The sequence below is a fragment of the Micromonospora sp. LOL_014 genome, assembly GCF_048060245.1.
GTDB lineage: Bacteria > Actinomycetota > Actinomycetes > Mycobacteriales > Micromonosporaceae > Micromonospora_E.
Map to the genome: position 1 here is coordinate 279,593 of NZ_JBHMIP010000002.1, position 21,397 is coordinate 300,989.

Genomic DNA, 21,397 nt, shown 5'->3' on the forward strand with positions numbered 1-21,397 from the left:
GGGTCAGCGGGCCGGGCGAGGGCTGACCGGGCCGGACGCCGACTCACCCGGCCGACGCCGGTCGAGTGTGCGCCGGGCCGGCGCGTCACGGATCGGGGTGAGGATGTCGCCGATCAGCGCGGCCATCGCCGGGGACGGTTCCAGCTGCAGCTCCCGCAGGGCCAGATCGCGGTACGCGTAGAAGGCGTGCAGCGCCTCGTAGGCGTTGCCCTCGGCGAGATGGATCTGCACGATCAGCCGGTGCGGGGTTTCCCGCAACGGTTCGGCACCGACCGCTTCCAGTGCGGCCTGCAGCGCCTCGTCGTGCCGACCGGCGTTCAGATGGGAGCGGGCGATGTGCTCGAGCAGGTGCAGCCGCAACTGCCGCAGCCGTTCCCGTTCCAGCAGCACCCAGTCGTCGTACCAGCCGGGCAGCAGGTCGTGCCGGGCGGCGGTGAGCACCGCGTCGGCCAGCCGCGGGTCCCCACCGTCGCGCACCCGCGCGGCGGTCCGGACCAGGTCGTCGACGTCGACCTGGACCTGCTGGTCGAGCCGGACGGTGTCGCCGGCGGTCCGCAGCGGGCAGTTCGGCTCCTGACGCAGCCGCCACAGCGCGGTACGCAGCGAGGACAGTGCGCGGTCCTCGGCGGCTTCCGGCCAGAGCAGACCGGCCAGGTGGGCACGGGTGGCGCCGGGTCGCAGCCCGATCACCGCGACGATCCGCTGCAGTCCACGGGGGATCGACACGGTCTCGTGCTGGTGGATCAAACGGAAGCCGCCGAGGAGCAGTAGTCGGAATGATGCCCCCGCGTTGCCTGCCTCTGACGTCACGGCCGAACCCCCTGCACACGTCAGTCACCGGTCGCCGCCCTTGGATCACGTCATCGCGTCACGAAGATTATCAATCACAATTACTCTCAGTCAACATACAGTCGGCTACCCGATTCACTCGACCCACCGATTCAATCCCGTCTGACCTGGGGTTTTGTCGAATCTCAACGACCGCCGATGATTCCGGTGCACATCGAGAACGATCACGCACTGTACTCATAGTCCGTCACGTCGACGTCACCGACGGGCGATGACCCGGGCGGTAGGGACAACGCGTCGGTGACGCCGACGGCGGCAAGGTTGGCCAGGACCGGGCCCGACGCCGCTGGGAGGAACCATGGATCGCTCGCTGATCATCGCCAAGGTCGTCCCCGACGCGGAGCAGCAGGTCGCGGAGATCTTCGCTGAATCGGACCTGACCGACCTGCCCCACCTGGCCGGGGTACGGCACCGGTCGCTCTACCGGCTGCACGACCTGTACGTGCATCTGATCGAGACCGACGAGACCGGACCGGACGCGGTGGCCGCCGCCCGGCGACACCCGGAGTTCGACGAGGTCAGCCGCCGACTCGCCAGCTACATCAGCCCGTACCTGGCGAGCTGGCGGTCACCTCGGGACGCGATGGCGCACCGGTTCTACCACTGGGACGCACCGACCGGGCGGCCCCGATGACCACCGTGGCGGCCCCGGGCCGCAACCGCTGGCTGCGCTGCCGCGCCTGTCACGCACTGGTCTACCGGCGACGGATGCGCCGCAACCTGGAGGTCTGCCCCGAGTGTGGACACCATCAGCGGTTGACCGCGGCGGATCGGATCGGACAGCTGGTCGACCCGGACAGCTTCACCAGGCTCGCCGACCGCGCCGCCGAGGTGGACCCGTTGAGGTTCGTCGACTCGATGCCGTACCGGCGACGGCTGGCCCAGGCGCGGGCGGCGACCGGCCTGGCGGAGGCGGTGTTGTGCGGCGCCGCCCGGATCGGCGGGCATCGGGCCGTCCTGGCGGTGATGGACTTCCGGTTCCTCGGTGGCAGCCTCGGCTGCGCCACCGGCGAGTTGATCACCCGCGCCGCCGAGGAGGCGCTCGCCGCCCGGGATCCGCTGGTGCTGGTCACCGCCTCCGGCGGGGCGCGGATGCAGGAGGGCGTCCTGGCGCTGATGCAGATGGCGACGGTCAGCTGCGCGATCGCCGAACTGCGCGCCGCCGGACTGCTCACCGTCAGCGTCGTCACCGATCCGACGTACGGCGGCGTCGCAGCCTCGTTCGCCACCAACACCGACCTGGTGATCGCCGAACGCGGCGCCCGGATGGGGTTCGCCGGCCCCCGGGTGATCCGGGAGACGATCCGCCAGGCGTTGCCCCCCGGTTTCCAGACCGCGGAGTTCCTGCTCCGGCACGGCCAGGTCGACATGGTCGTCGAACGCCACGACCTACGCCCCCGGCTGCGCGCCCTGCTCGCGCTGGCCGCGGGTGGCCGGGCCGGAGCAGGTCCGCTGGCCGCGTCCGCCGGGCGGGCCGCCCGGCCCGACGACGGGCCGGTGCCGGTGGCCGGATCGACGACGGCGGGAACGGGGCCGATTCCGCGCCCCAGGCCGACGCATCGGACCGACGCGACGCCGACCGCCTGGCAGTCGGTGCGTACCGCCCGGGACCTGGCCCGGCCGACCACTCTGGACTACCTGCGAACGGCGTTCGACGGCTTCGTCGAGTTGCACGGCGACCGGCTCGGCGCGGACTGCCCGGCGATCGTCGCCGGGCTGGCCCGGCTCGGCGACCAGCCGGTCGCCGTCATCGGGCAGCAGAAAGGCCACGACTCCCGGGAGATGCTGGCCCGCAACTTCGGCATGGCCAGCCCGGCCGGCTACCGCAAGGCGTTGCGGGTGATGGGGCTCGCCGCCCGGCTCGGACTGCCGGTGGTCACCCTGATCGACACCCCGGGCGCACATCCGGGGGTCGACGCCGAGGAACAAGGCCAGGCCGCCGCGATCGCCACCTGCCTGCGCACCCTGGCCCGACTGCCCACCCCGGTGGTCGCCGTCGTCACCGGTGAGGGCGGCAGCGGCGGAGCGCTCGCGCTGGCCGTCGCCGACCGGGTGCTGATGCTGCAGAACGCCGTCTACTCGGTGATCAGTCCCGAGGGTTGCGCCGCCATCCTGTTCCACGACCGGGCCGCCGCGCCCCGGGCCGCCGCCGCGCTCCAGCTCACCGCGCCCGACCTGGCACGCCTCGGCGTCGCCGACGGCATCGTCGGCGAACCACCGGGCGGCGCGCAGCGCGATCCGGCCAGCGCCGCCGACCGGGTACGGGCGGCGCTGACCGCCGCGCTGTCCGACCTGCTCGCCGTACCCATCACCGACCTGCTGTGTCGACGATCCCGACGGTTCCGCCGGTACGGGGCGGGCACCGTCGACGCCGACGTACCGCAGCCCGACAGCGACCCGACGATCCAGGTGAGTCCGCGATGACCAGTGCCGCCGCCAACGGAACCCCGGCCGGGTCGGAGCCGGGCGGTCAGCTACGTCGACTCGCCGAGCAGACCCGGGCGCTGGTCGGTGAACTCACCGGTCCACTGCGCCGGGTCCAGGTCCGGCACGGCGACACGGTGATCGACATCGAGTGGCACGACCGGACGACGCCGGTCCCGGCCCCACCGTCGTCCCCGGCCGACACGCCGGCGGCCGGACTGACCGCACCGCCAGCGGACCAGGCCACGCCAGCGTCCGGGCACCGGATCGGGTCACCGATCGTCGGCACGTTCTACCGGGCCGCAGAGCCCGGCGGAGCGCCATTCGTCGATGTAGGCGACTCGATCGAGCCGGGTCAGGTGATCGGGATCGTCGAGGCGATGAAGCTGATGAACGAGATCACCACCGACCGGCCAGGGGTCGTCGTGGAGATCCTGGCCGGCGACGGCGAACCGGTCGAATTCGACCAGCCGCTGATCGCCGTGGCACCGGGCTGAGGAGGCGGTGACCGTGTTCGAGAAGATTCTGATCGCCAACCGGGGAGAGATCGCGCTGCGGGTCGCCCGGGCCTGCCGGGAGCTCGGCGTACGGACCGTAGCGGTGCACTCCACCGCGGACCGCGACTCGGCGGTGGTCCGGTTCGCCGACGAGGCGGTGCAGATCGGCCCGCCGCCGAGCCGGGCCAGCTACCTCAACGCGGCGGCGATCGTCGAAGCGGCCCGGCGCACCGGTGCCCAGGCCGTCCACCCCGGATACGGCTTCCTCTCCGAGGACGTCGACTTCGCCGACATCTGCGCGGAGAACGGACTGGTCTTCATCGGCCCACCGCCGCAGGTCATGCTGGCCCTCGGGGACAAGGCCAAGGCCCGGGACGTGCTTGGGACGGCCGGCCTGCCGCTGCCGCCGGGTAGCCGGGAGCCGGTGCCCAGCAGTGCCCACGCCGCCACGGTCGCCGCCGAGATCGGCTATCCGGTGATCATCAAGGCGGCGGCTGGCGGCGGTGGGCGGGGAATGACGGTGGTCACCGACGAGGCGGATCTGACGCCGGCGTACCACCGGACCCGGCAGACCGCCCGGGCGGTCTTCGGCGACGACCGGGTCTACCTGGAACGGTTCCTCACCCAGGCCCGGCACGTCGAGGTGCAGGTGCTCTGCGACGGCCACGGCAACGGGGTGCACCTGGGCACCCGGGACTGCTCGGTGCAGCGCCGGCATCAAAAGCTCATTGAGGAGGGTCCGGCACCTACGCTGCCGGCGGCGATGCTCGACGAGATGGCCGCGGTGGCGCTGCGCGGCGCGCTCGCGGTCGGCTACGTCGGCGCCGGCACCTTCGAGTTCCTGGTCGACGAGAACGACCAGTTCCACTTCATTGAGATCAACTGCCGGATCCAGGTGGAACACCCGGTCACCGAGATGATCAGCGGGGTGGACCTGGTGCAGGAACAGATCCACATCGCCTGCGGTACGCCGCTGCGGCTGCGCCAGCCGGACATCCGGCCCCGGGGCGTCGCGGTCGAATGCCGGGTCAACGCCGAGGACCCGCAGCGCGGATTCACCCCGACACCTGGCCGGCTGGACCGCTTCGAGATCCCCGGCGGCCCGTTCACCCGGGTCGACACCCACGGCCACACCGGGTACGTCGTCGGACCGCACTACGACCCGCTGCTGGCCAAGGTCGTCGTCTGGGCACCGGACCGGGAACTGGCGCTCAACCGGATGGAGCGCGCGCTGAGCGAGTTCGACGTACGCGGCCCCGGCGTCCACACCACCGTCCCGTTCCTGCGCCGCGTGCTGGACGACGCCATGTTCCGCAAGGGACGGCTCTCGACCGGCCTGGTCGGCCGGCTGCTCGACGAGCCGTCGCAGACCCGTACGGCCTGACCACACACACCCGAGGAGGAGCGGATGAGCATCACCGATGATCAGCAGAAGGTCACCGCCGCGGACATCACCGCGATCCTGGTACGCAACTGCGGGCTCGACCCGGCCGGCGCCGCCGACGCGCCGACGGCGTCCCTGGCCGAACTCGGCCTGGACTCGCTGGCGTTGCTGGAACTTCAGGCCGTGGTGGCCGACCGGTACCAGGTGCGGATCCCGCCGGAGAGCGCGGACCTGACCATCGTCGAGATCGCCGAACTGGTCGCCGACGAAATCACCGGCGAAGCCAACTCGGCTACCGACGCCGATGCGGCCGCCGGGGTCGGCGCGACCACCACCGGGCCGCCCCCCGGACACACCGAGAACAGCGTGGTGATCGCCGCCCCGTTGGACCTCGTCTGGGCGGTCACCAACGACGTCGACCGGTGGCCCGACCTGTTCACCGAGTACGCGTCGGTGCAGATCGTGCACCGGCAAGGGGACACCGTGCGGTTCCGGTTGACCATGCACCCGGACGAGAACGGAACGGTCTGGAGCTGGGTCAGCGAACGCACCGCCGACCGGAGCCGCCGCCGGGTGCTTGCCCACCGGGTGGAGACCGGACCGTTCGAGTACATGCGGATCCGCTGGGACTACGCCGAGGTCCCCGGCGGCACCCGGATGACCTGGGTGCAGGACTTCGCCATGCGACCGACCGCGCCGCTCGACAACGCCGGCATGACCGAACGGATCAACACCAACAGCCGGATCCAGCTGGACATCATCCGCGACCGGATCGAAACCCTCGCCCGCACCGCAGACCCCGCCGGAGGCACCCGATGAACGATCCACGGCTCGTCGCCGCCCGCGACCTCGCCGCCGACCGGCGACGCGGCGGCGAACTGCGCGTCCTGCTCGGTCCACGGACGGTCGGCAGCACCTCCGGCTTCCTCGGCCTGGCGGTGCTGCGCCCCGGCGAACGCATCGCCGAGCACTACCACCCGTACAGCGAGGAGTTCCTCTACGTCGCGCGCGGTGAGATTGTCGTCGACCTGGACGACCTGCCGGTGGCGGTGCACCGCGCCGAAGGGCTGTTCGTGCCGATGAACACCCGGCACCGGCTGCGCAACGTCAGCAGAGGGCCGGCCGAAGTGGTCTTCCACCTCAGCCCGCTGGCGCCGCGTCCCGAACTCGGCCACGTCGACACCGAGGGACCGGCGGTGCTCGGCCCCGGTCCGGACACCGCCGGGGCGGGTCGGGACTCCGCCAGGTCCGGCCCCCGGCCGATGCCGCGCACCCGGACCACCACACCCAACGGGCACCGGCCGTGACCGCGGCCGGGTCGTCCCGGCGTACGGTCGTGACCGGTGTCGGGGTGGTCGCCCCGGGCGGCGCCACCCGGGAGGCGTTCTGGGCGACGATCACCGCCGGGCGTACCGCGACCCGCCGGATCACCGTCTTCGACCCGTCCCCGTTCCGGTCCCAGATCGCCGCCGAATGCGACTTCGACCCGACGGGCGCCGGGCTCGGCCCGCGCGAGCGGCGACGGGCCGACCGGTACGTCCAGTTCGCCCTCGCCTGCTCGATCGAGGCGGTCGCCGACGCCGGGCTGTGCCTCGACGACGCCGGCCGGCAGCGGGCCGGGGTGGCGCTCGGCTCGGCGGTCGGCGGCACCGTGGCTTTGGAGCAGGAGTACGTGGTGGCCAGCGACGCGGGCAGCCACTGGCTGGTCGACCCGGACTGCACCATGCCGTACCTCTATCAGGCGCTGGTGCCCAGCAGCCTGGCCGCCGACGTGGCCTGCCGGCACGGGCTGCACGGGCCGGCGCAGGTGATCTCCACCGGCTGCACCTCCGGCATCGACGCGATCGGCTACGCCCACCAGTTGATCGTCGACGGGGACGCGGACGTGATGCTCGCCGGTGCCGCCGACTCGCCGATCTCCCCGGTCACCGTCGCGTCGTTCGACGCGATCGGGGCGACCAGCCCGGACAACGACGACCCGGCGCACGCCAGCCGGCCGTTCGACAACGACCGGCACGGGTTCGTGCTCGCCGAGGGGGCCGCCGTGCTGGTGCTGGAGGAGCTGGGCCACGCGCGGCGGCGCGGCGCGCGGATCTACTGCGAGATCGGCGGGTACGCCACCCGCAGCAACGGCTACCACATGACCGGGCTGCGGCCGGACGGCGCGGAGATGGCACTGGCCATCGTGGACGCGATGGACCAGGCCCGGCTCAACCCGGACGACGTGTCGTACGTCAGCGCACACGGCTCCGGCACCCGGCAGAACGACCGGCACGAGACAGCCGCGTTCAAACGGGCGCTCGGGGACGCGGCGTACCGGGTGCCGGTCAGCTCGATCAAATCGATGATCGGGCATTCGCTCGGCGCGATCGGCTCGATCGAGATGGCGGCCTGCGCGCTCGCCATGGCGCACGGGATGGTCCCGCCAACCGCGAACTGGCGCACCCGCGACCCGGAATGCGACCTGGACTACGTCCCGAACACCGCTCGTGAGCTACCGGTCGACGTCGCGTTGTCGGTCGGCAGCGGATTCGGCGGATTCCAGTCGGCGATGGTCTTCGCCCGACCGGACAGGACAGTACGGTGAGCGCCGACGGCCCCCCGGCCGCGCTGCCCGGTCAGCGGGCCGCGGTGCCCGGCCGCCGGGCGGTGGTCACCGGGATCGGCGTGGTGGCGCCGACCGGACTCGGTGCCGACGCGCACTGGAAGGCGACCCTGGCCGGGCAGGTCCGCACCGGGCGGATCACCCTGTTCGACCCGGCGCCGTACCCGGTCACCCTGGCCGGCGAGGTGACCGACTTCGACGCGCTGCAGTGGACCGACAACCGGCGGGCGGTGCAGACCGACCGGTGGACCCATCTCGGTTTCGCCGGCACCCGGCTGGCGCTGGCCGACGCCGGGCTGCCGGACACCGCCGACGACCCCGACCGGTACGCGGTGGCACTGGCCAGCTCGTCCGGGGGCAACCTGTTCGGCCAGCGGGAGCTGCAGCGGCTGTGGAGCCGGCCCGGCCGTACCGTCGGGGCGTACCAGTCGATCGCCTGGTTCTACGCCGCCAGTGTCGGCCAGCTCTCCATCGCCCACCAGTTCAAGGGTGCCTGCGGGGTGCTGGTCGCCGAGGCGGCCGGCGGGCTGGACAGCCTGGCGCACGCCGCCCGGACCATCCGGCGGGGCGCCGACGTGGTGCTGGCCGGTGCCACCGAATGCGCGCTGAGCCCGTACGCGCTGGCCTGCCAGCTGCGTAGCGGGCTGCTCAGCACCGGCACCGACCCGGAGTCGGCGTACCTGCCGTTCGACGTCGACGCCGCCGGCTACCTGCCGGGTGAGGGCGGTGCGGTGCTGGTCGTCGAGGAGCTGGGGCACGCGCTGGCCCGGGGTGCGCCGGTGATCTACGGCGAGGTCGCCGGCTGGGGGGCCAGCCACGACGCCCGGCACACCGACCGGCACACCGGCGGGGACGCCGACCAGTACGCCCGGGCGATGCGCCGGGCGTTGGCGACCGCCGGGGTGGCTCCGGCCCAGGTGGACGTCTGTCTGCCGGACGCGCTCGGCGTACCGCGTTTCGACCGGGCCGAGGCGCGGGCGGTGCGGGCGGTCTTCGGCCCGACGCCGCCGCCGGTGACCACGCCGAAGCCGTTGACCGGGCGGGCACACCAGGGCAGTGCGGCGCTGGACGTGGCGACCGCGCTGCTGGCGCTGCGGCACCGGCTGCTGCCGCCGACCGCCGCACCGCGCCGCCCGGCCCCCGGCTGCGACCTGGACTTCGTCCGTACGGCACGGGAGTGCACGGGGCACGCCGCGCTGGTCGCCGCCCGTGGCTTCGACGGCTTCAACAGCGCCCTGCTGCTGCGCCGCGACCCGGCCTGGCGCTGAAACTGTCCACGCTGTCGTCGTTCAACCGGGCCGACCGGATCGCGGGCCGACCATCTTGCGGCGACAGCAGTAGCATCGCTCGGTGCCCCTACACGTCACGCATCGTGATCTTGCGAACAGCTACGCCCGGCTCAGGGACGCCGCAGACAACAATCCCGGCACGGTTTCGCATCTGCTCCGCTTCTACTCGGTCGAGTGTGGGCTCAAAGCCGTCGCCCTGCGCCGCACGAACCTGCAGCGGACCGACCAGCTTCCCGATTACCTGCTCAGCCATGATCTTCGGCGGCTCGCCGCGCACTTCAGGCTGAACGCCGCCGAGTACCAGCAGTTGGTGGACTGCCGGAGGGCGGCGTCAGGCCAGCTGGCCGCCGCGCCGGTGACCGTTCCCCGACTGCACGAAGCGTGGCGATACGGCGCCGGCCTGGATCCCGAGGACGAGCAACGGTGTGTGGCAGGCTTGACCTCGCTCGGGAACTGGTGTCGAAAGGAGCTCGGTCGATGAACGATGATCAGGACGCCGTGCGGATCGCCCATCCCGACCACTTGTTCACTTGGATCGACGTCAATCGATACTTTGCGCGACTCGCGCGGCAAGGCCAATGGCCCGCCTGGTTACGCGAGGTCGACGCGTACTGGGACAGCGTTCGGTTCTTCATCGACCAGTCCACCCAGCCGGAGACGGTGTGGACCTGGCTTCGCGATGTGCTCGGCCCGCTGACGATCGAACCCGAACGTGGGTGCGTGCTGCTCGACGACGCAGGAGAAGAACGTCCGCTTCCGGTCACGCTCATCACCGGCACAGATGTCCCGCCACTTGACCGACGACCCCGATGGAGTGAACGTCGAGTCGTAGCGGAACTGGCCGAGCAGCTCCCTCCACCGACCTCACCGCTTCCCGCCGAGATGCCGGTGATCGCGTTCCACTCCTTCAAGGGGGGCGTGGGGCGCACCCTACACTGTGTCGCCGCCACCCAACGGCTCACCGCTGCCGGGCTACGGGTGCTGCTGGTCGACGCGGACCTGGAGGCACCGGGAATCACCTGGATGGTCGGCGACTCGATCAGGGTTGACTTCGCCTACGAGGACTTCCTCGCGCTGGTGCACGGTGCAGCCGGTTCCGAGTTCACCGAGGCGGTGACGATCGGACGAAAGTTCCTCGTCAATCAGGAACTCGACGGGGTGATCGTCATGCCGGCCCGCCGCGATCACAACCGTCTCTCCCCGCCGGACATCGAGCCCGTCCATCTGCTCACCGATGATCGTGACCCATATGTGCTCGCCAACTCGCTGGCGCAGCTCGGTGCTGCCCTGGGCGTTGACGCCGTTCTGGTCGATCTCCGCGCCGGCGCCAGTGAACTCAGCGCACCGCTGCTGCTCGATCCACGAGTCGCGCGAGTGTTCGCCACTACGATCAGTGATCAATCGGTACGAGGAACCGATCAGGTACTCCGCGAGCTGGCCCGGCTGGCACCGGCCCGGGAGGATGATCCGCTCTGCTCCCTGCTGATCACTCAGTTCAGTGATCAGGATCATGACGAACGGCTCGCAGAGGTAGCCACCGATCTGCTCCGCACCGCCCGTACGATCTCGTTGCGCGCCGACCAGCCCTCCGCCCAGATCAATGTCATGGTGGACGCGGACATCGCCATCCCGTTGATGACCAGTCGTTTCAGCCCTGGTCTCCTCAACCTGCCGGCTTCCTGGGCAGACGTCGCCGACCGTATCGGGCAGGCCCGGCTCACCGAATGCCTCGCGCCACTCATCGAGTCGCTCCAGCAGCGCCTTCCGGAGGATTCAACGACGGGCCGCCCGGCGACCGCGCCGGCAAACCTGGACGAGCTCAGGACCGGGCTGGGGCGCGCAGCGGGCAACCTGGTGTATGCGGAAACATCCCTGACAGACGATTTTCTGGTGACCGACTCGCTGCGCAATCTCGCCGCGGCGCACCGGACCGAGCTGCCGATCGCGATCGTGATCGGCAGAAAAGGCGCAGGCAAGACATTCACCTTTCTCCAACTGTGCCGCCGTCCTACCTGGGCGCAGTTCGCCCAGGCTGCCGGCGTCGACGACGTACCTCTACCGGCACCGACGATCCCGGTGCTGGCCTCGAGCAATCTCGACCATCCCGCACCGCTGATCAACGAGCGGCGAGACGAAGAGGCACGAAGACTCACTGGCGGAGAGGCTGCGAACTCACTGCAGATCCGGACGATGATAACCGACGCCTGGGCCAAGGAAATGAAACCCACCGAGTGGCGCCGAATCTGGCTGACCTGTTTTGCCCGGTCGCTCGGGCTGGACGCAACTCCGGAGTCTGCGGAGGAAAAACTGACCGAGTTCGCCAGACAACAATCGGCGATCTTCGTCGTAGACGGGTTGGAGGACGTCTTTCCGAACTTCGCCGACGACTGGCGGCAGCAACTCGGGCTACGGACTCTGCTCGTCGACTGTGCAGACTGGCTGCGGGCACTGCGAGGCCGCCCGCTCGGTATGGTCGCGTTCGTCCGGCGCGACTTGGTTCAGAAGGCGATCCACCAGAACGTCGGCCAGTTCGAGAAGCGGTACGAGAAGTACGAACTACACTGGAATCGCGAGGAGGCGCTACGGCTCGCCGCGTGGGTCTGCCAGCGCGCGGATGCCCTGAGCTCCTCAGACGACGAGGTCCGAACCGCCAGCGCCGACGAGCTGTCGAACCTCATGCTCGCGGTGTGGGGTGACAAGATGGGGACCCCGAAGTCGAAGGAAGCCCGTTCCGAGGTTTGGTTCTTCGCTGCATTGTCTGACTTCCAGGGCGACATCCAGGCTCGGGACATCGTCTTCTTTCTTGCCCAGTCCGCCAAATCGTCGGTCGGAGCTGAACGTTGGTCTGATCGTATACTCACGCCCAATGCGATGCGCGACTCGCTTCCCCTCTGCAGCGAGGAAAAGATCGCAGCGATCAGCAACGAAAACAAGCCGGTCGGCGATATCCTCAGCCACCTCAACCAGTTGGACGCCGACCAGAAGAAGCTCCCGATCACGTTGAGTTCGGCGCAGCTGAGCGTTGACCAGGTCCGGCTGCTGGAAGCAAACGGCGTGATCTTCCGCGAGGACGATCACTACTGGATCCCGGAGATCTTCCGGCACGGCCTCGGGTTCGGATTCGCCAGCGGCCGCAGGCCCCGGGTCCTCGCCGTGGCGAAACTGGCCCGACGACGCAACACCAGAGGGTGACCGGCGCTCGGCCGACCGGCGAAGCGATGTCCACCGGCTCCGTGTATGGCCCGGCTGGTAGTGGGTACTCCGGACGGGAGTGCCCGGACGGTGTCGGATCCGACCGGGCTGTCAGCGGCAGACAGGGGAGGGCAGACACATGCGGATCGGCTACAAGTTGGCTACCGAGGCGTTCGGACCGGCCGACCTGATTGCCCAGGCGGTGCGGGCCGAGCAGGCCGGGTTCGACTTCGTCGAGATGAGCGACCACTTCCACCCGTGGCTGGACTCCCAGGGCCACTCGCCGTTCACCTGGAGCGTGCTCGGTGCGGTCGCCGCCCGTACCGAACGGATCGGGCTGGCCACCGGCGTGACCTGCCCGAGCCTGCGCTACCACCCGGCGATCGTCGCCCAGGCCGCGGCGACCGTGGCGCTGCTGTCCGACGGCCGGTTCACCCTCGGCGTGGGTGCCGGCGAACGCCTCAACGAACACGTCACCGGGGAGCCGTTCCCGAGTGTGCACGGGCGGCACGAGCGGCTCCGCGAAGCGCTGGAGATCATCCGGCTGCTCTGGTCCGGCGGCTACCACACGTACCAGGGAAAGCACCTGCAGCTCGACGACGCGCGAGTGTTCGACCTGCCGCCGACCCCGCCGGTGATCGCGGTGGCCGCCAGCGGCTCGGAGTCCGCCCGGCTGGCCGCCGAACTCGGCGACGGACTGTTCGCCACCGAGCCGAAGGGCTCGATCGTCGAACACTACCGGCGGGCCGGCGGCGCCGGGCCGCGCTACGCCGAGGTGCCGATGGCCTGGGCGGTGGACGAGAATCAGGCGGTCAAGGCGGCCTGGGAGTCCAGCCGTTGGGCACTGACCGGCTGGAAGGTGATGAGCGAGTTGCCCAACCCGGTGAACTTCGAGGCGGCCTCGGCGATGGTCGACGCCGACGACATCGCCGCGCATTTCAGCGTAGGGCCGGACCCGGCGGTGCACCTCGAGGCGGTCAAACCGTACGTCGACGCCGGTTTCGACCACATCGTGCTGCAGAACGCCGGGCCCGACCCGGACGGTTTCCTGGACTTCTTCGAGCGGGAGCTGGCCGACCGGTTGCGGGGGCTCGACCGGTGACGGCGGCCGGCTCGGGCGTCGGCGCCGCCCTTGTCAGGCGCGGGCCGGGCCGGAATAGTCGGGGGCGACGTAGACCGGCAGCCGCTCGCCCTGACTGCGGGCGTAACGGCGGGTGTAGGTGACGGGCTTGACCCCGGGTCGGAGCGGCACCGTGTACTGCGTTGGCAAGGTGTCCGCGGCAGCGGCGAGGCGGCGGGGCGTCACCTCGCGACGTTGGTCATGCCACGGGCCACCCAGGAAGAGAACCTTCATATGCCGATCCTTGCCGGTTCAGCCAGCCCGCGCCTCATCCGTACGCACAATAACTATCAAATCCCGCCGGATCCCTCCGCCGCAGCTGGCTGGCCGGCCGGTGACAGCCCGGCCGGCCAAGTGAAGCCCGGTCGGCTCAGCTGCCGGTGAACCGTGCCGGCCGTCTTTCCAGGAACGCGGACATCCCCTCCGCTCGGTCGGCGGTGGCGAACAATCCGTGAAAGACCCTCCGTTCGAACAGCAGCCCCTCACGCAGTCCGACCTCCTGCGACCGCTGGACCGCCTCGCGGGCGGCGGTGACCGCGAGCCGGCTGTGCCCGGCAATCACCGCCGCCGCCGACCGGGCCTCGACGAGCAACTGATCGGCGGGCACGATCCGGGACACCAGGCCGCACTGCTCCGCCTCCCGGGCCGGCATCATCCGCCCGGTGAGAATCAGATCCATCGCCTTCGCCGTGCCGACCAGCCGGGTCAGCCGCTGGGTGCCGCCGATGCCGGGAATCACCCCGAGGGTGATCTCGGGCTGACCGAACCGGGCATCCTCGGCGGCGAACACCAAATCGCACATCATGGCCAGTTCGCAGCCACCGCCGAGCGCGTAGCCGGCGACCGCAGCGATCTTCGGTGTCCGGAACGCGGCGAACTCCTCCCAGCCGGCGAAGAGATCGGCCGTCATCGCCTGCACCGGGCTCATCGCCGCCATTTCCCGGATGTCGGCGCCGGCGGAGAAGAAGCCGTCGGACCCCGTGATCACGAAACAGCCGATGTCCGGGTCTCGGTCCAGTGGTCGCAGGGTAGCGACGAGTTCGTCGCAGAGCGCGGTGCTGAGTGCGTTGCGGGCCGCGGGCCGGTGCAGCCGTACGGTGACCACGGCACCGTCCCGCTCGGTCGTCAGATGCATGTCGGTTCCTCCAGTCGGTTCGCAGGATGGTGGGTCGGCCGGTCCCGGTTTCACGAGTCCCAGATAGCGCCGTAGGCGGGGATCCCCCGGCGCTCCAGCCCGTGGACCACCTGCCGGGTGAGCTTCTGGTTGGCGATACAGATCACCGCTTCGGCACTGGTGGCCCGCCACGCCTGGAGCGCCAGGGCCACCATGTCCGGCTTGCCGCGCCGCGCGGTGTCCCAGATGGTGGCGTCGGGCTGCACCCGCAGGATCTCGTCGATTAGTTCGTCGCCGTAGGTCGCCCGCGGGCTGCGGGTGGACCAGACCAGGTGCGCCGGCACCTTGCCGGCCAGCAGATGCGGCAGCACCGGCCCGATGCCGCTGCCGGTGGCGACGTACACCACCCGGGTGAACAGGGTCTCGATGTTGGCCACGCCGGCGGTGGTGATGCCCTTGACCCAGATCCGGTTCGGCGGCTCATCGATCAACGCACCGGTCCAGTCGCCGGCCCGGGAGACGGTCAGTCGGAAGCCGCGCTCACCGGGTGCCGGCACGTTGGCGAACGAGTGCCATTCGAGCAGCGGACGACGGCTGATCGCGGTGGACGAGCCGGCGAACGGGGTGGTGTGGCCGAACGTCAGCAGGGCCACGTGGCCCGACGGCCGGTCCACCTGCACCGGTACCCGGCGCAGTCGCAGCCACGGCAGGGCGACGCTCACGGTGAGCAGGGCAAGGGTCCACAGCGGCGGCGAGCCGAGCAGCGCGCCAGCCAGCGGCGTACCGTCGCGGGTACCGTCGACGACCAGCACCGTCTGGGCCCACAGGAGGATCAACGCGGCCCACCCGCCGAACCGGTGGACCCGCTCGAACAGGTCGTGCCGGCGGCCGCGGACCGGCGGCAGTGCGGTCGCCACCAATGCCAGCAGCAGCGCGATCAGCAGGTAGGACAGCACCAGTACAGCGGTGACGGCCCGGTCGGCCAGCGCCTGCCGGGTCAGTTCGGCGACGTACCCGGCGAACCAGGCGGTGCCGGCGAGTGCGCCACCGACGTGCAGCCCACCGAAGTGGTACACCTTGCCCAGCCCCCACCGCAGGCGCAGCGGCCACCGGGTCGGCGCCCGGGTGGCCAGCCAGAACAGCAGGTTGATCACGTACTGCTGGCGGATCACCACGGCCAGGGCGACGTTGGCCAGAGCGGCGTAGGACAGGTTCGCCAGGCCGCCGTCGGTCGCCCGCCACCAGCCACCGGTGGTCAGCGCGTAGTACAGCAGCGCGGCGTTGCCGACCAGGACCAGCGCGGCCAGCCGGTGGTACGGCGCCAGCCGGGGATGGCTGAGGATCCGGCGCGGCCACGGCAGCGGAGCCGGTATTTCGGACGGAGCCGGACGGTCCAGCAGCCGGCGCAGCGCCGTCTTGTCGATCTTGCCCCGGTCGGTCACCGGCAGCGACTCGAGGACGTGCACCTGCTGGGGCACACAGTAGTACGGCAGGGTCCGGGCGACCGCGTCCCGCGCCGCCGTCGGGTCCACGGTCGCCGGGGCGACGAACGACACGAGCGTACGGTTGTCGACCTTGATCGTCGCCGCCCGACGGCACCCCGGCACCGATTCCAGGACGGCGGAGATCGAATCCAGCTCGACCCGGAACCCACGGACCTTGACCTGGTCGTCGGTGCGGCCGAGATGCTCCAGCTCACCGTCGGGCGTCCAGCGCCCGAGATCCCGGGTACGAAACATCATCCGTCCACCGCCGAGGAACGGATCCGGGGCGTACCGCTGCCCGGTGAGCTCGGGATCGCCGAGGTAGCCGACCGACACGCAGTCACCCCCCGCCCACATCTCCCCCACCTCGCCGATCGGGCAGGGCCGGCGGTCGGCGTCCAGCACGTACACGGTGTTGTTCGGGGTCGGCCGGCCGATGGTGAGCCGTCCGGACGTGGGGTCGTGCCGGTGCATGGTGTTGACGATGGTGGTCTCGGTCGGTCCGCAGCCGTTGTAGAAGACCGCCTGCCGGGCCCACCGGTCGGCCAGCTCCCGTGGGCACGGTTCGCCCGCCACGGCGACCGTCTTGACCCGGCGGCACCGGTCCGGGTCGATGGTGCCCAGCACGCTCGGGGTGGCGATCACCACGTCCACCGTCTCGACCGTCGCCGCGATGTCCCGTCCCCGGACGACCAGGGTGCCGCCGTGGCTGAGGCATCCGAGGATCTCCCAGGCAGCCATGTCGAAGGCGATGTTGAGGATCTGCCCGACCCGCCATCCCGGCTGGATGCCCAGGTCGCCGGGGGCGGGCAGGAGCAGATTGCACACGTTGCGGTGGGTGACGGTGACCCCGTTGGGCCGGCCGGTGGTACCGGAGGTGAACAGCACGTAGCAGCCGTCGTCCGGGCTGGTCGGGCCGGCCGGGACGACCGGGTACGCCGGGTCCGTCAGCGGTTCGGTGAGCAGTTCGTCGACGGTGATCAGCGCCCGGCCCGGCAGGTGCGGCAGCTCACCGATCGTCTCGGTGCTGGTCAGCACGATCCGGATCTCGGCGGTCTCGGTGACGTGCCGCAGGTGGGCCTCGGTGGCCACCCCGGCGTGCTGGGGCACGTACGCGGCGCCGGCCTTCAGGGCGGCGAGGATGCCGACCACCATGGGGATCGACCGGCGCATGAACACGCCGACCCGGTCGCCCGGACGTGTCCCATCGGCGATCAGCCGGGCGGCGAGACGGTCCGCCTGCTGATTGAGTTGTCGGTAGGTGATGCGTTCGCCGAGGTGTTCGACGGCGACCGTGTCAGGAGTGCGGACGGCCCACTGTTCGATCGCGTGCTGGATGCGGGTGGAGCCGATCGGCTCGGTGGGACCGTAGCCGAATCGGCGGAACAGTTGTCTGTCCTGCTCGGACAGGCTGGCCAACGGTCCGGCGCCGGCCGCAGCAGCGGCGGTGCCGGGAATGCCGCGTTGCCGCACGGCGCTGGCCCGGGAGCGGGTCGCCGGGAGGGCGGAACCTCGCTGTGGCATGACTGCCCCTTTCTCGATGTCGAGCACCGGCCAAGGAGGACGGTGCGCTTCCCCTCCATCGAACCGCGCAAGTGGCTATTAGCCCACAGACAGTGATGATCGGTAATAAATTCGTAAGAGTCGTAAGAAATCGGTTAAGACGGGCGGATCTTGGCGGAAGTCCCGCCGGCACGGGTTGCCCTGTTCGCTGCTGCCCGCGACTACCTCCGCCCGGTCGAGGTGCGGCACACTCTCTCGGGTGCGAGAGATACTGATCATCGGGATCGGGGCCGGCGATCCCGACCACCTGACTGTGCAGGCGATCGAGGCGCTGCGTCGGGTCGACGTGTTCTTCCTGCTCGACAAGGGCGCGGTCAAGCAGGACCTGGCGGCGTTGCGGCAGGAGATTCTGCGCCGGCACACCACCGGGGCGTACCGGGCGGTTGAGATCGCCGACCCGGAGCGGGACCGGGCCGCGGCGGACTACCAGGCCGCGGTCGAGGACTGGCGCCGCCGCCGCGCCGACCGCTTCGCCCAGCTGATCCGCGACGAACTACCCGACGGCGGCTGCGGCGCCTTCTTGGTCTGGGGCGACCCCGCGCTGTACGACAGCACCCTCGCCATCCTCGACGACCTGCGGGATCGCGACGTCGTCGAGTTCGACCACCAGGTGGTCCCGGGGATCAGCAGCGTCGCCGTGCTGACCGCCCGGCACCGGATCGCGCTGAACCGGATCGGCCGCCCGGTGCTGATCACCACCGGCCGTCGGCTCGCCGACGAGGGCTTCCCGGCCGGCGTGGACGACCTGGTGGTGATGCTCGACGCGCAGTGCGCCTTCACCCGGTTCACCGCCGCAGACGGCATTGACATCTACTGGGGGGCGTACCTCGGCACCCCGGACGAGATCCTGATCGCCGGCCCGGTGCACCGGGTGGCCGACCGGGTCGTCACCGCACGCGCCGAGGCCCGCCGCCGCAAGGGCTGGATCATGGACACGTACCTGCTGCGGCGTAACCTTGTCCAGACAACCGGACAGCGCCAGAAGACCGGACAGCAGACGCGAGACGATCAGGCAGACGATGACTGACCAGGCCCAGCCGGTCGACCGGGACAGCCCAATGCCGCTGTGGGCCCAGCTGCACGACGACCTGGTCCGCCGGTTGACCGCCGGCGGGTTCGCCGCCGGCTTCCCCGGCGAGCACGAGCTGGTCGACGAGTACGGCGTCAGCCGGCACACGGTACGGGAGGCATTGCGCCGGCTACGCCAGGCCGGGGTGCTGGACTCGGCCCGGGGCCGACGTACCGCCGTCCATCAACAGCGGATCGAGCAGCCGCTCGGTGCTCTCTACTCGCTCTTCCAAGAGGTGCAGGCGCGGGGAATGCGCCAGCGCAACGAGGTACTCGCCCGCGACCTGCGGGGCGACGTCGCCGTCGCGGCCCGGCTCGGGCTGGACCCGGACACCCGCTTCGTACATCTGGAACGGCTCCGGTTCGCCGACGACGAACCGTTGGCCACCGACCGGGTCTGGCTGCTGGCCGAGCTGGCCCGGCCGCTGCTCACCACCGACCTGACCGGTACCGGCATCTACAGTGAGCTGGCCAGGCACGAGGTCCGGGTCACCGACGGCGAGGAACGCATCCACGCCATCGTGCCCACCGCCGAGCAGCGCCGGCGGCTGGACATCGGCCGGGGCGTCGGTCTGCTCGCCGTTGAACGGATCGGCCGGGCCGACGGGCGGCCCGTCGAATGGCGGGAGACCTTCGTCCGTGGCGACCGGTTCAGCCTGGTCGCCGGCTGGGCACCGCACCGGGCGTACCAGTTGCGGGTGGCCGACGGATCCCCCCTGCGCTCACCCGCCGGGCGCTGACCGTGCGGGTCGCCCGGTTGATCTCCCTGGTCCTGTTGCTGCAGTCCCGGGAGACGATGACCGCCGCGGAGCTGGCCCGCGAGCTGGAGGTTTCCGAGCGCACCATCTACCGCGACGTGCTGGCGCTGTCCGCCGCCGGGGTGCCGGTCTACGCCGACCAGGGCCGGGCCGGCGGGTACCGGCTGCTGGACGGCTACCGGACCCGGCTGACCGGGCTGAGCCGGGCCGAGGCGGAGACGCTCTTCCTGTCCGGGCTGCCCGGACCGGCCGATGAGATGGGCCTCGCCGACGTACTCGGGGTAGCCCAGCTCAAGGTGACCGCCGCGCTGCCGGTCGGGCTGCGCGACGCCGCCGGCCGAGCCCGGCAGCGGTTCCATCTGGACGCGCCCGGCTGGTTCCGGCAGGCCGATCCGCCGCCGGCGCTGGCCGACCTGGCCCGCGCGACCTGGCAGGACCAGGTGGTCCGACTCAACTACCGGCGGGGCGGCACCGAGGTGGTCAGAACGGTGCAGCCGTACGGTCTGGTGCTCAAGAACGGCACCTGGTACCTGGTCGGCAGAGTCCCCGAGGTCGGCCAGGTCAACGGCGTCGGCCAGGTCAACGACGGCTACCGGATCTACCGGGTGGACCGGATCGCCGCAGTCGAGGCCACCGGCGACGTCTTCGACCGCGACCACCGCTTCGATCTGGCCGAGGTGTGGGCGGCCGGCACCGCCGACTTCGTCCGCAGCATTCTGGTCGACGAGATCGTCGTACGGCTGAGTCCGGCCGGGCTGCGGGCGCTGCGCTGGGCGGTGGAGGCACCGGCCGCCCAGGCAGCGTATGAGGCGGCCGGGCCACCCGACGCTCAGGGCTGGGTGCACACCCGGCTGCCGGTCGAGTCGCCCGACGTGGCGTACAGCCAACTGCAGGCGCTCGGACCGGAGGTGGAGGTGCTCGCCCCACCCGTGCTACGGGACCGGATGCGCGACGCCGCCCGCCGGCTCGCCGCGCTGTACGGCGATACCGCCGGTCAGCGGTAACCGGTGGTGTCCGCCGGCCGGCCGGTCTCGACGACCTCGACGATGTAGCGGTACGCGTCCGGGCTGCTGCCGTCGACGTCGGTGAAGCCGTACTCGCGGGCCAGCTGCCCACTGGACAGTGACCGCCCGGTGAACCGGGACACCTGCGGATCGGCGGCGAGAGCGACCACTGCCCGGCCGACCAGCGCCGGTGTCTCGGAGATGGCGAAGTGCGGGTCCTTGGCGGTGCCGTCGCGCCAGTTCGCCTCGGTCACCCCGAAGTGATCCAGCATCGCCTCGGACCGGATCCAACCCGGGCTTAGCGCCACCGCTGTCGCGTCGTACGGCCGCAGCTCCTCGGCCTGGGCGAAGGCCAGCCGGATGACGGCGTTCTTGGCCGTGTCGTAGAAGACCGACTCGCGGTAGTGGGTGCCGTTGTAATCGGCGGTGCCGTCGGTCATCTCCACCACCAGCCCGCCCGGCTGGCGGATCAGCAGCGGCAGCGCGTAGTGGCTGGTGATCAGGTGGGTGTCGATGGCGAGCCGCAGCGTCCGCAGGCCGCGGTCCAGCGGCTGCTCCCAGATCGGCGACTCGAAGTCGGTCAGATGGTCGGCCCCCCAGATGTCGTTGATTAACACGTCGAGCCGGCCCTGTTCTCGGTCGATCCGCTGCACCAGGGCGCGGACCTGGTCCGGTTCCAGGTGGTCGGTCGGCACCGCGACTCCGGTGCCGCCGGCGGCGTCGACCAGTTCGGCGGTTTCCTCGATGGTTTCCGGGCGGTCCATCTCGGAACGTTGCCGTCGGGTGCTGCGACCGGTGACGTAGACGGTGGCGCCGGCGGCGCCGAGTTCGATGGCGATCCGCCGGCCGGCGCCCCGGGTCGCCCCGGCGACCAGTGCTGTCCTACCGTTCAGTGGTGTGGTCATGCCGCTGACGGTGCCAGCAAAACCTGACATCCGACGTCAGCTTTTTCAGATTCTTCCGACGGGCCCTCCCTGCAGAACCAGACCCTCCCGGCAAACCTCTCGACGGAACCTTCGCGGGATCACGGAGCAGCTTGCCGTGGC

At 70.9% G+C, this 21,397-nt stretch carries 18 protein-coding genes and 2 pseudogenes; 14 read left to right on the forward strand and 6 right to left on the reverse strand.

Features of this window, described 5'->3' with window-relative positions; all coding sequences use genetic code 11:
• Positions 1-3: 3 nt before the first annotated feature.
• Complete coding sequence (locus tag ACFHW1_RS03050) at positions 4-810, reverse strand: AfsR/SARP family transcriptional regulator (protein ID WP_416552144.1); 807 nt, start codon at positions 808-810, stop codon at positions 4-6.
• Between the two features lie 337 nt (positions 811-1,147).
• Here ACFHW1_RS03050 and ACFHW1_RS03055 point away from each other — a divergent pair, with 337 nt between their 5' ends.
• The 11 genes and pseudogenes from ACFHW1_RS03055 (at position 1,148) to ACFHW1_RS03105 (ending at position 13,342) form a co-directional block, all read left to right on the forward strand.
• Positions 1,148-1,483: a TcmI family type II polyketide cyclase gene (locus ACFHW1_RS03055; protein ID WP_282233836.1), complete on the forward strand. Its 336-nt coding sequence runs from the start codon at positions 1,148-1,150 to the stop codon at positions 1,481-1,483.
• The gene (locus ACFHW1_RS03060) at positions 1,480-3,273 is read left to right on the forward strand and encodes an acetyl-CoA carboxylase carboxyltransferase subunit alpha (protein ID WP_416568521.1); all 1,794 of its coding nucleotides are present in this window, start codon (positions 1,480-1,482) and stop codon (positions 3,271-3,273) included. Before ACFHW1_RS03055 ends, ACFHW1_RS03060 begins: the two co-directional genes overlap by 4 nt.
• Positions 3,270-3,770: an acetyl-CoA carboxylase biotin carboxyl carrier protein gene (gene accB, locus ACFHW1_RS03065; RefSeq protein WP_416552142.1), complete on the forward strand. Its 501-nt coding sequence runs from the start codon at positions 3,270-3,272 to the stop codon at positions 3,768-3,770. The genes ACFHW1_RS03060 and accB overlap by 4 nt, the downstream gene beginning before the upstream one ends.
• A 13-nt stretch (positions 3,771-3,783) precedes the next feature.
• Positions 3,784-5,154, forward strand: coding sequence for an acetyl-CoA carboxylase biotin carboxylase subunit (locus ACFHW1_RS03070; protein WP_416552363.1), 1,371 nt, complete (start codon positions 3,784-3,786; stop codon positions 5,152-5,154).
• Between the two features lie 24 nt (positions 5,155-5,178).
• Complete coding sequence (locus tag ACFHW1_RS03075) at positions 5,179-5,973, forward strand: SRPBCC family protein (RefSeq protein ID WP_416568522.1); 795 nt, start codon at positions 5,179-5,181, stop codon at positions 5,971-5,973.
• Positions 5,970-6,341, forward strand: a pseudogene (locus ACFHW1_RS03080) (cupin domain-containing protein); the annotation flags it as partial. The gene ACFHW1_RS03075 and the pseudogene ACFHW1_RS03080, both read left to right, overlap by 4 nt.
• Before the next feature lie 116 nt (positions 6,342-6,457).
• Entirely contained in the window at positions 6,458-7,741 is a 1,284-nt protein-coding gene (locus ACFHW1_RS03085; RefSeq protein WP_416568523.1) for a beta-ketoacyl-[acyl-carrier-protein] synthase family protein, read from the forward strand.
• Between the two features lie 44 nt (positions 7,742-7,785).
• Complete coding sequence (locus tag ACFHW1_RS03090) at positions 7,786-9,027, forward strand: beta-ketoacyl synthase N-terminal-like domain-containing protein (RefSeq protein WP_416552362.1); 1,242 nt, start codon at positions 7,786-7,788, stop codon at positions 9,025-9,027.
• 82 nt (positions 9,028-9,109) lie between these two features.
• Positions 9,110-9,529: a hypothetical protein gene (locus ACFHW1_RS03095; RefSeq protein WP_416614747.1), complete on the forward strand. Its 420-nt coding sequence runs from the start codon at positions 9,110-9,112 to the stop codon at positions 9,527-9,529.
• A complete protein-coding gene (locus tag ACFHW1_RS03100; RefSeq protein WP_416552138.1) occupies positions 9,526-12,240 on the forward strand; it encodes a KGGVGR-motif variant AAA ATPase in 2,715 nt (904 codons plus the stop codon). The genes ACFHW1_RS03095 and ACFHW1_RS03100 overlap by 4 nt, the downstream gene beginning before the upstream one ends.
• A gap of 139 nt (positions 12,241-12,379) precedes the next feature.
• Complete coding sequence (locus ACFHW1_RS03105; protein WP_416552137.1) at positions 12,380-13,342, forward strand: TIGR03557 family F420-dependent LLM class oxidoreductase; 963 nt, start codon at positions 12,380-12,382, stop codon at positions 13,340-13,342.
• Positions 13,343-13,375: 33 nt separating this feature from the next.
• On the opposite strand, the gene ACFHW1_RS03110 is transcribed toward ACFHW1_RS03105, so the two are convergent.
• From ACFHW1_RS03110 to ACFHW1_RS03125, 4 genes and pseudogenes are all read right to left on the reverse strand, one after another.
• The gene (locus ACFHW1_RS03110; RefSeq protein WP_278174201.1) at positions 13,376-13,594 is read right to left on the reverse strand and encodes a hypothetical protein; all 219 of its coding nucleotides are present in this window, start codon (positions 13,592-13,594) and stop codon (positions 13,376-13,378) included.
• A 136-nt stretch (positions 13,595-13,730) separates the two neighbouring features.
• Positions 13,731-14,495: an enoyl-CoA hydratase-related protein gene (locus tag ACFHW1_RS03115; protein ID WP_416552136.1), complete on the reverse strand. Its 765-nt coding sequence runs from the start codon at positions 14,493-14,495 to the stop codon at positions 13,731-13,733.
• Between the two features lie 50 nt (positions 14,496-14,545).
• Complete coding sequence (locus ACFHW1_RS03120) at positions 14,546-15,883, reverse strand: hypothetical protein (RefSeq protein WP_416552361.1); 1,338 nt, start codon at positions 15,881-15,883, stop codon at positions 14,546-14,548.
• Positions 15,869-17,482 (reverse strand): annotated as a pseudogene (locus ACFHW1_RS03125) (amino acid adenylation domain-containing protein); the annotation flags it as partial. The pseudogene ACFHW1_RS03125 and the gene ACFHW1_RS03120, both read right to left, overlap by 15 nt.
• 238 nt (positions 17,483-17,720) lie before the next feature.
• On the opposite strand from ACFHW1_RS03125, the gene cobF reads away from it, so the two are divergent.
• The 3 genes from cobF to ACFHW1_RS03140 are packed head-to-tail and all read left to right on the forward strand — an operon-like array spanning position 17,721 to position 20,351.
• Positions 17,721-18,548, forward strand: coding sequence for a precorrin-6A synthase (deacetylating) (gene cobF / locus ACFHW1_RS03130; RefSeq protein ID WP_416552135.1), 828 nt, complete (start codon positions 17,721-17,723; stop codon positions 18,546-18,548).
• The gene (locus ACFHW1_RS03135; protein ID WP_416552134.1) at positions 18,541-19,329 is read left to right on the forward strand and encodes a GntR family transcriptional regulator; all 789 of its coding nucleotides are present in this window, start codon (positions 18,541-18,543) and stop codon (positions 19,327-19,329) included. The genes cobF and ACFHW1_RS03135 overlap by 8 nt, the downstream gene beginning before the upstream one ends.
• A 2-nt stretch (positions 19,330-19,331) precedes the next feature.
• Positions 19,332-20,351 carry a helix-turn-helix transcriptional regulator gene (locus ACFHW1_RS03140; protein WP_416552133.1) on the forward strand — a complete coding sequence of 340 codons (1,020 nt, stop codon included), beginning with the start codon at positions 19,332-19,334 and terminating at the stop codon, positions 20,349-20,351.
• Here ACFHW1_RS03140 and ACFHW1_RS03145 read toward each other — a convergent pair.
• Positions 20,342-21,256, reverse strand: coding sequence for an SDR family oxidoreductase (locus ACFHW1_RS03145; RefSeq protein ID WP_416552132.1), 915 nt, complete (start codon positions 21,254-21,256; stop codon positions 20,342-20,344). The genes ACFHW1_RS03140 and ACFHW1_RS03145 overlap by 10 nt on opposite strands.
• Positions 21,257-21,397 lie beyond the last annotated feature (141 nt).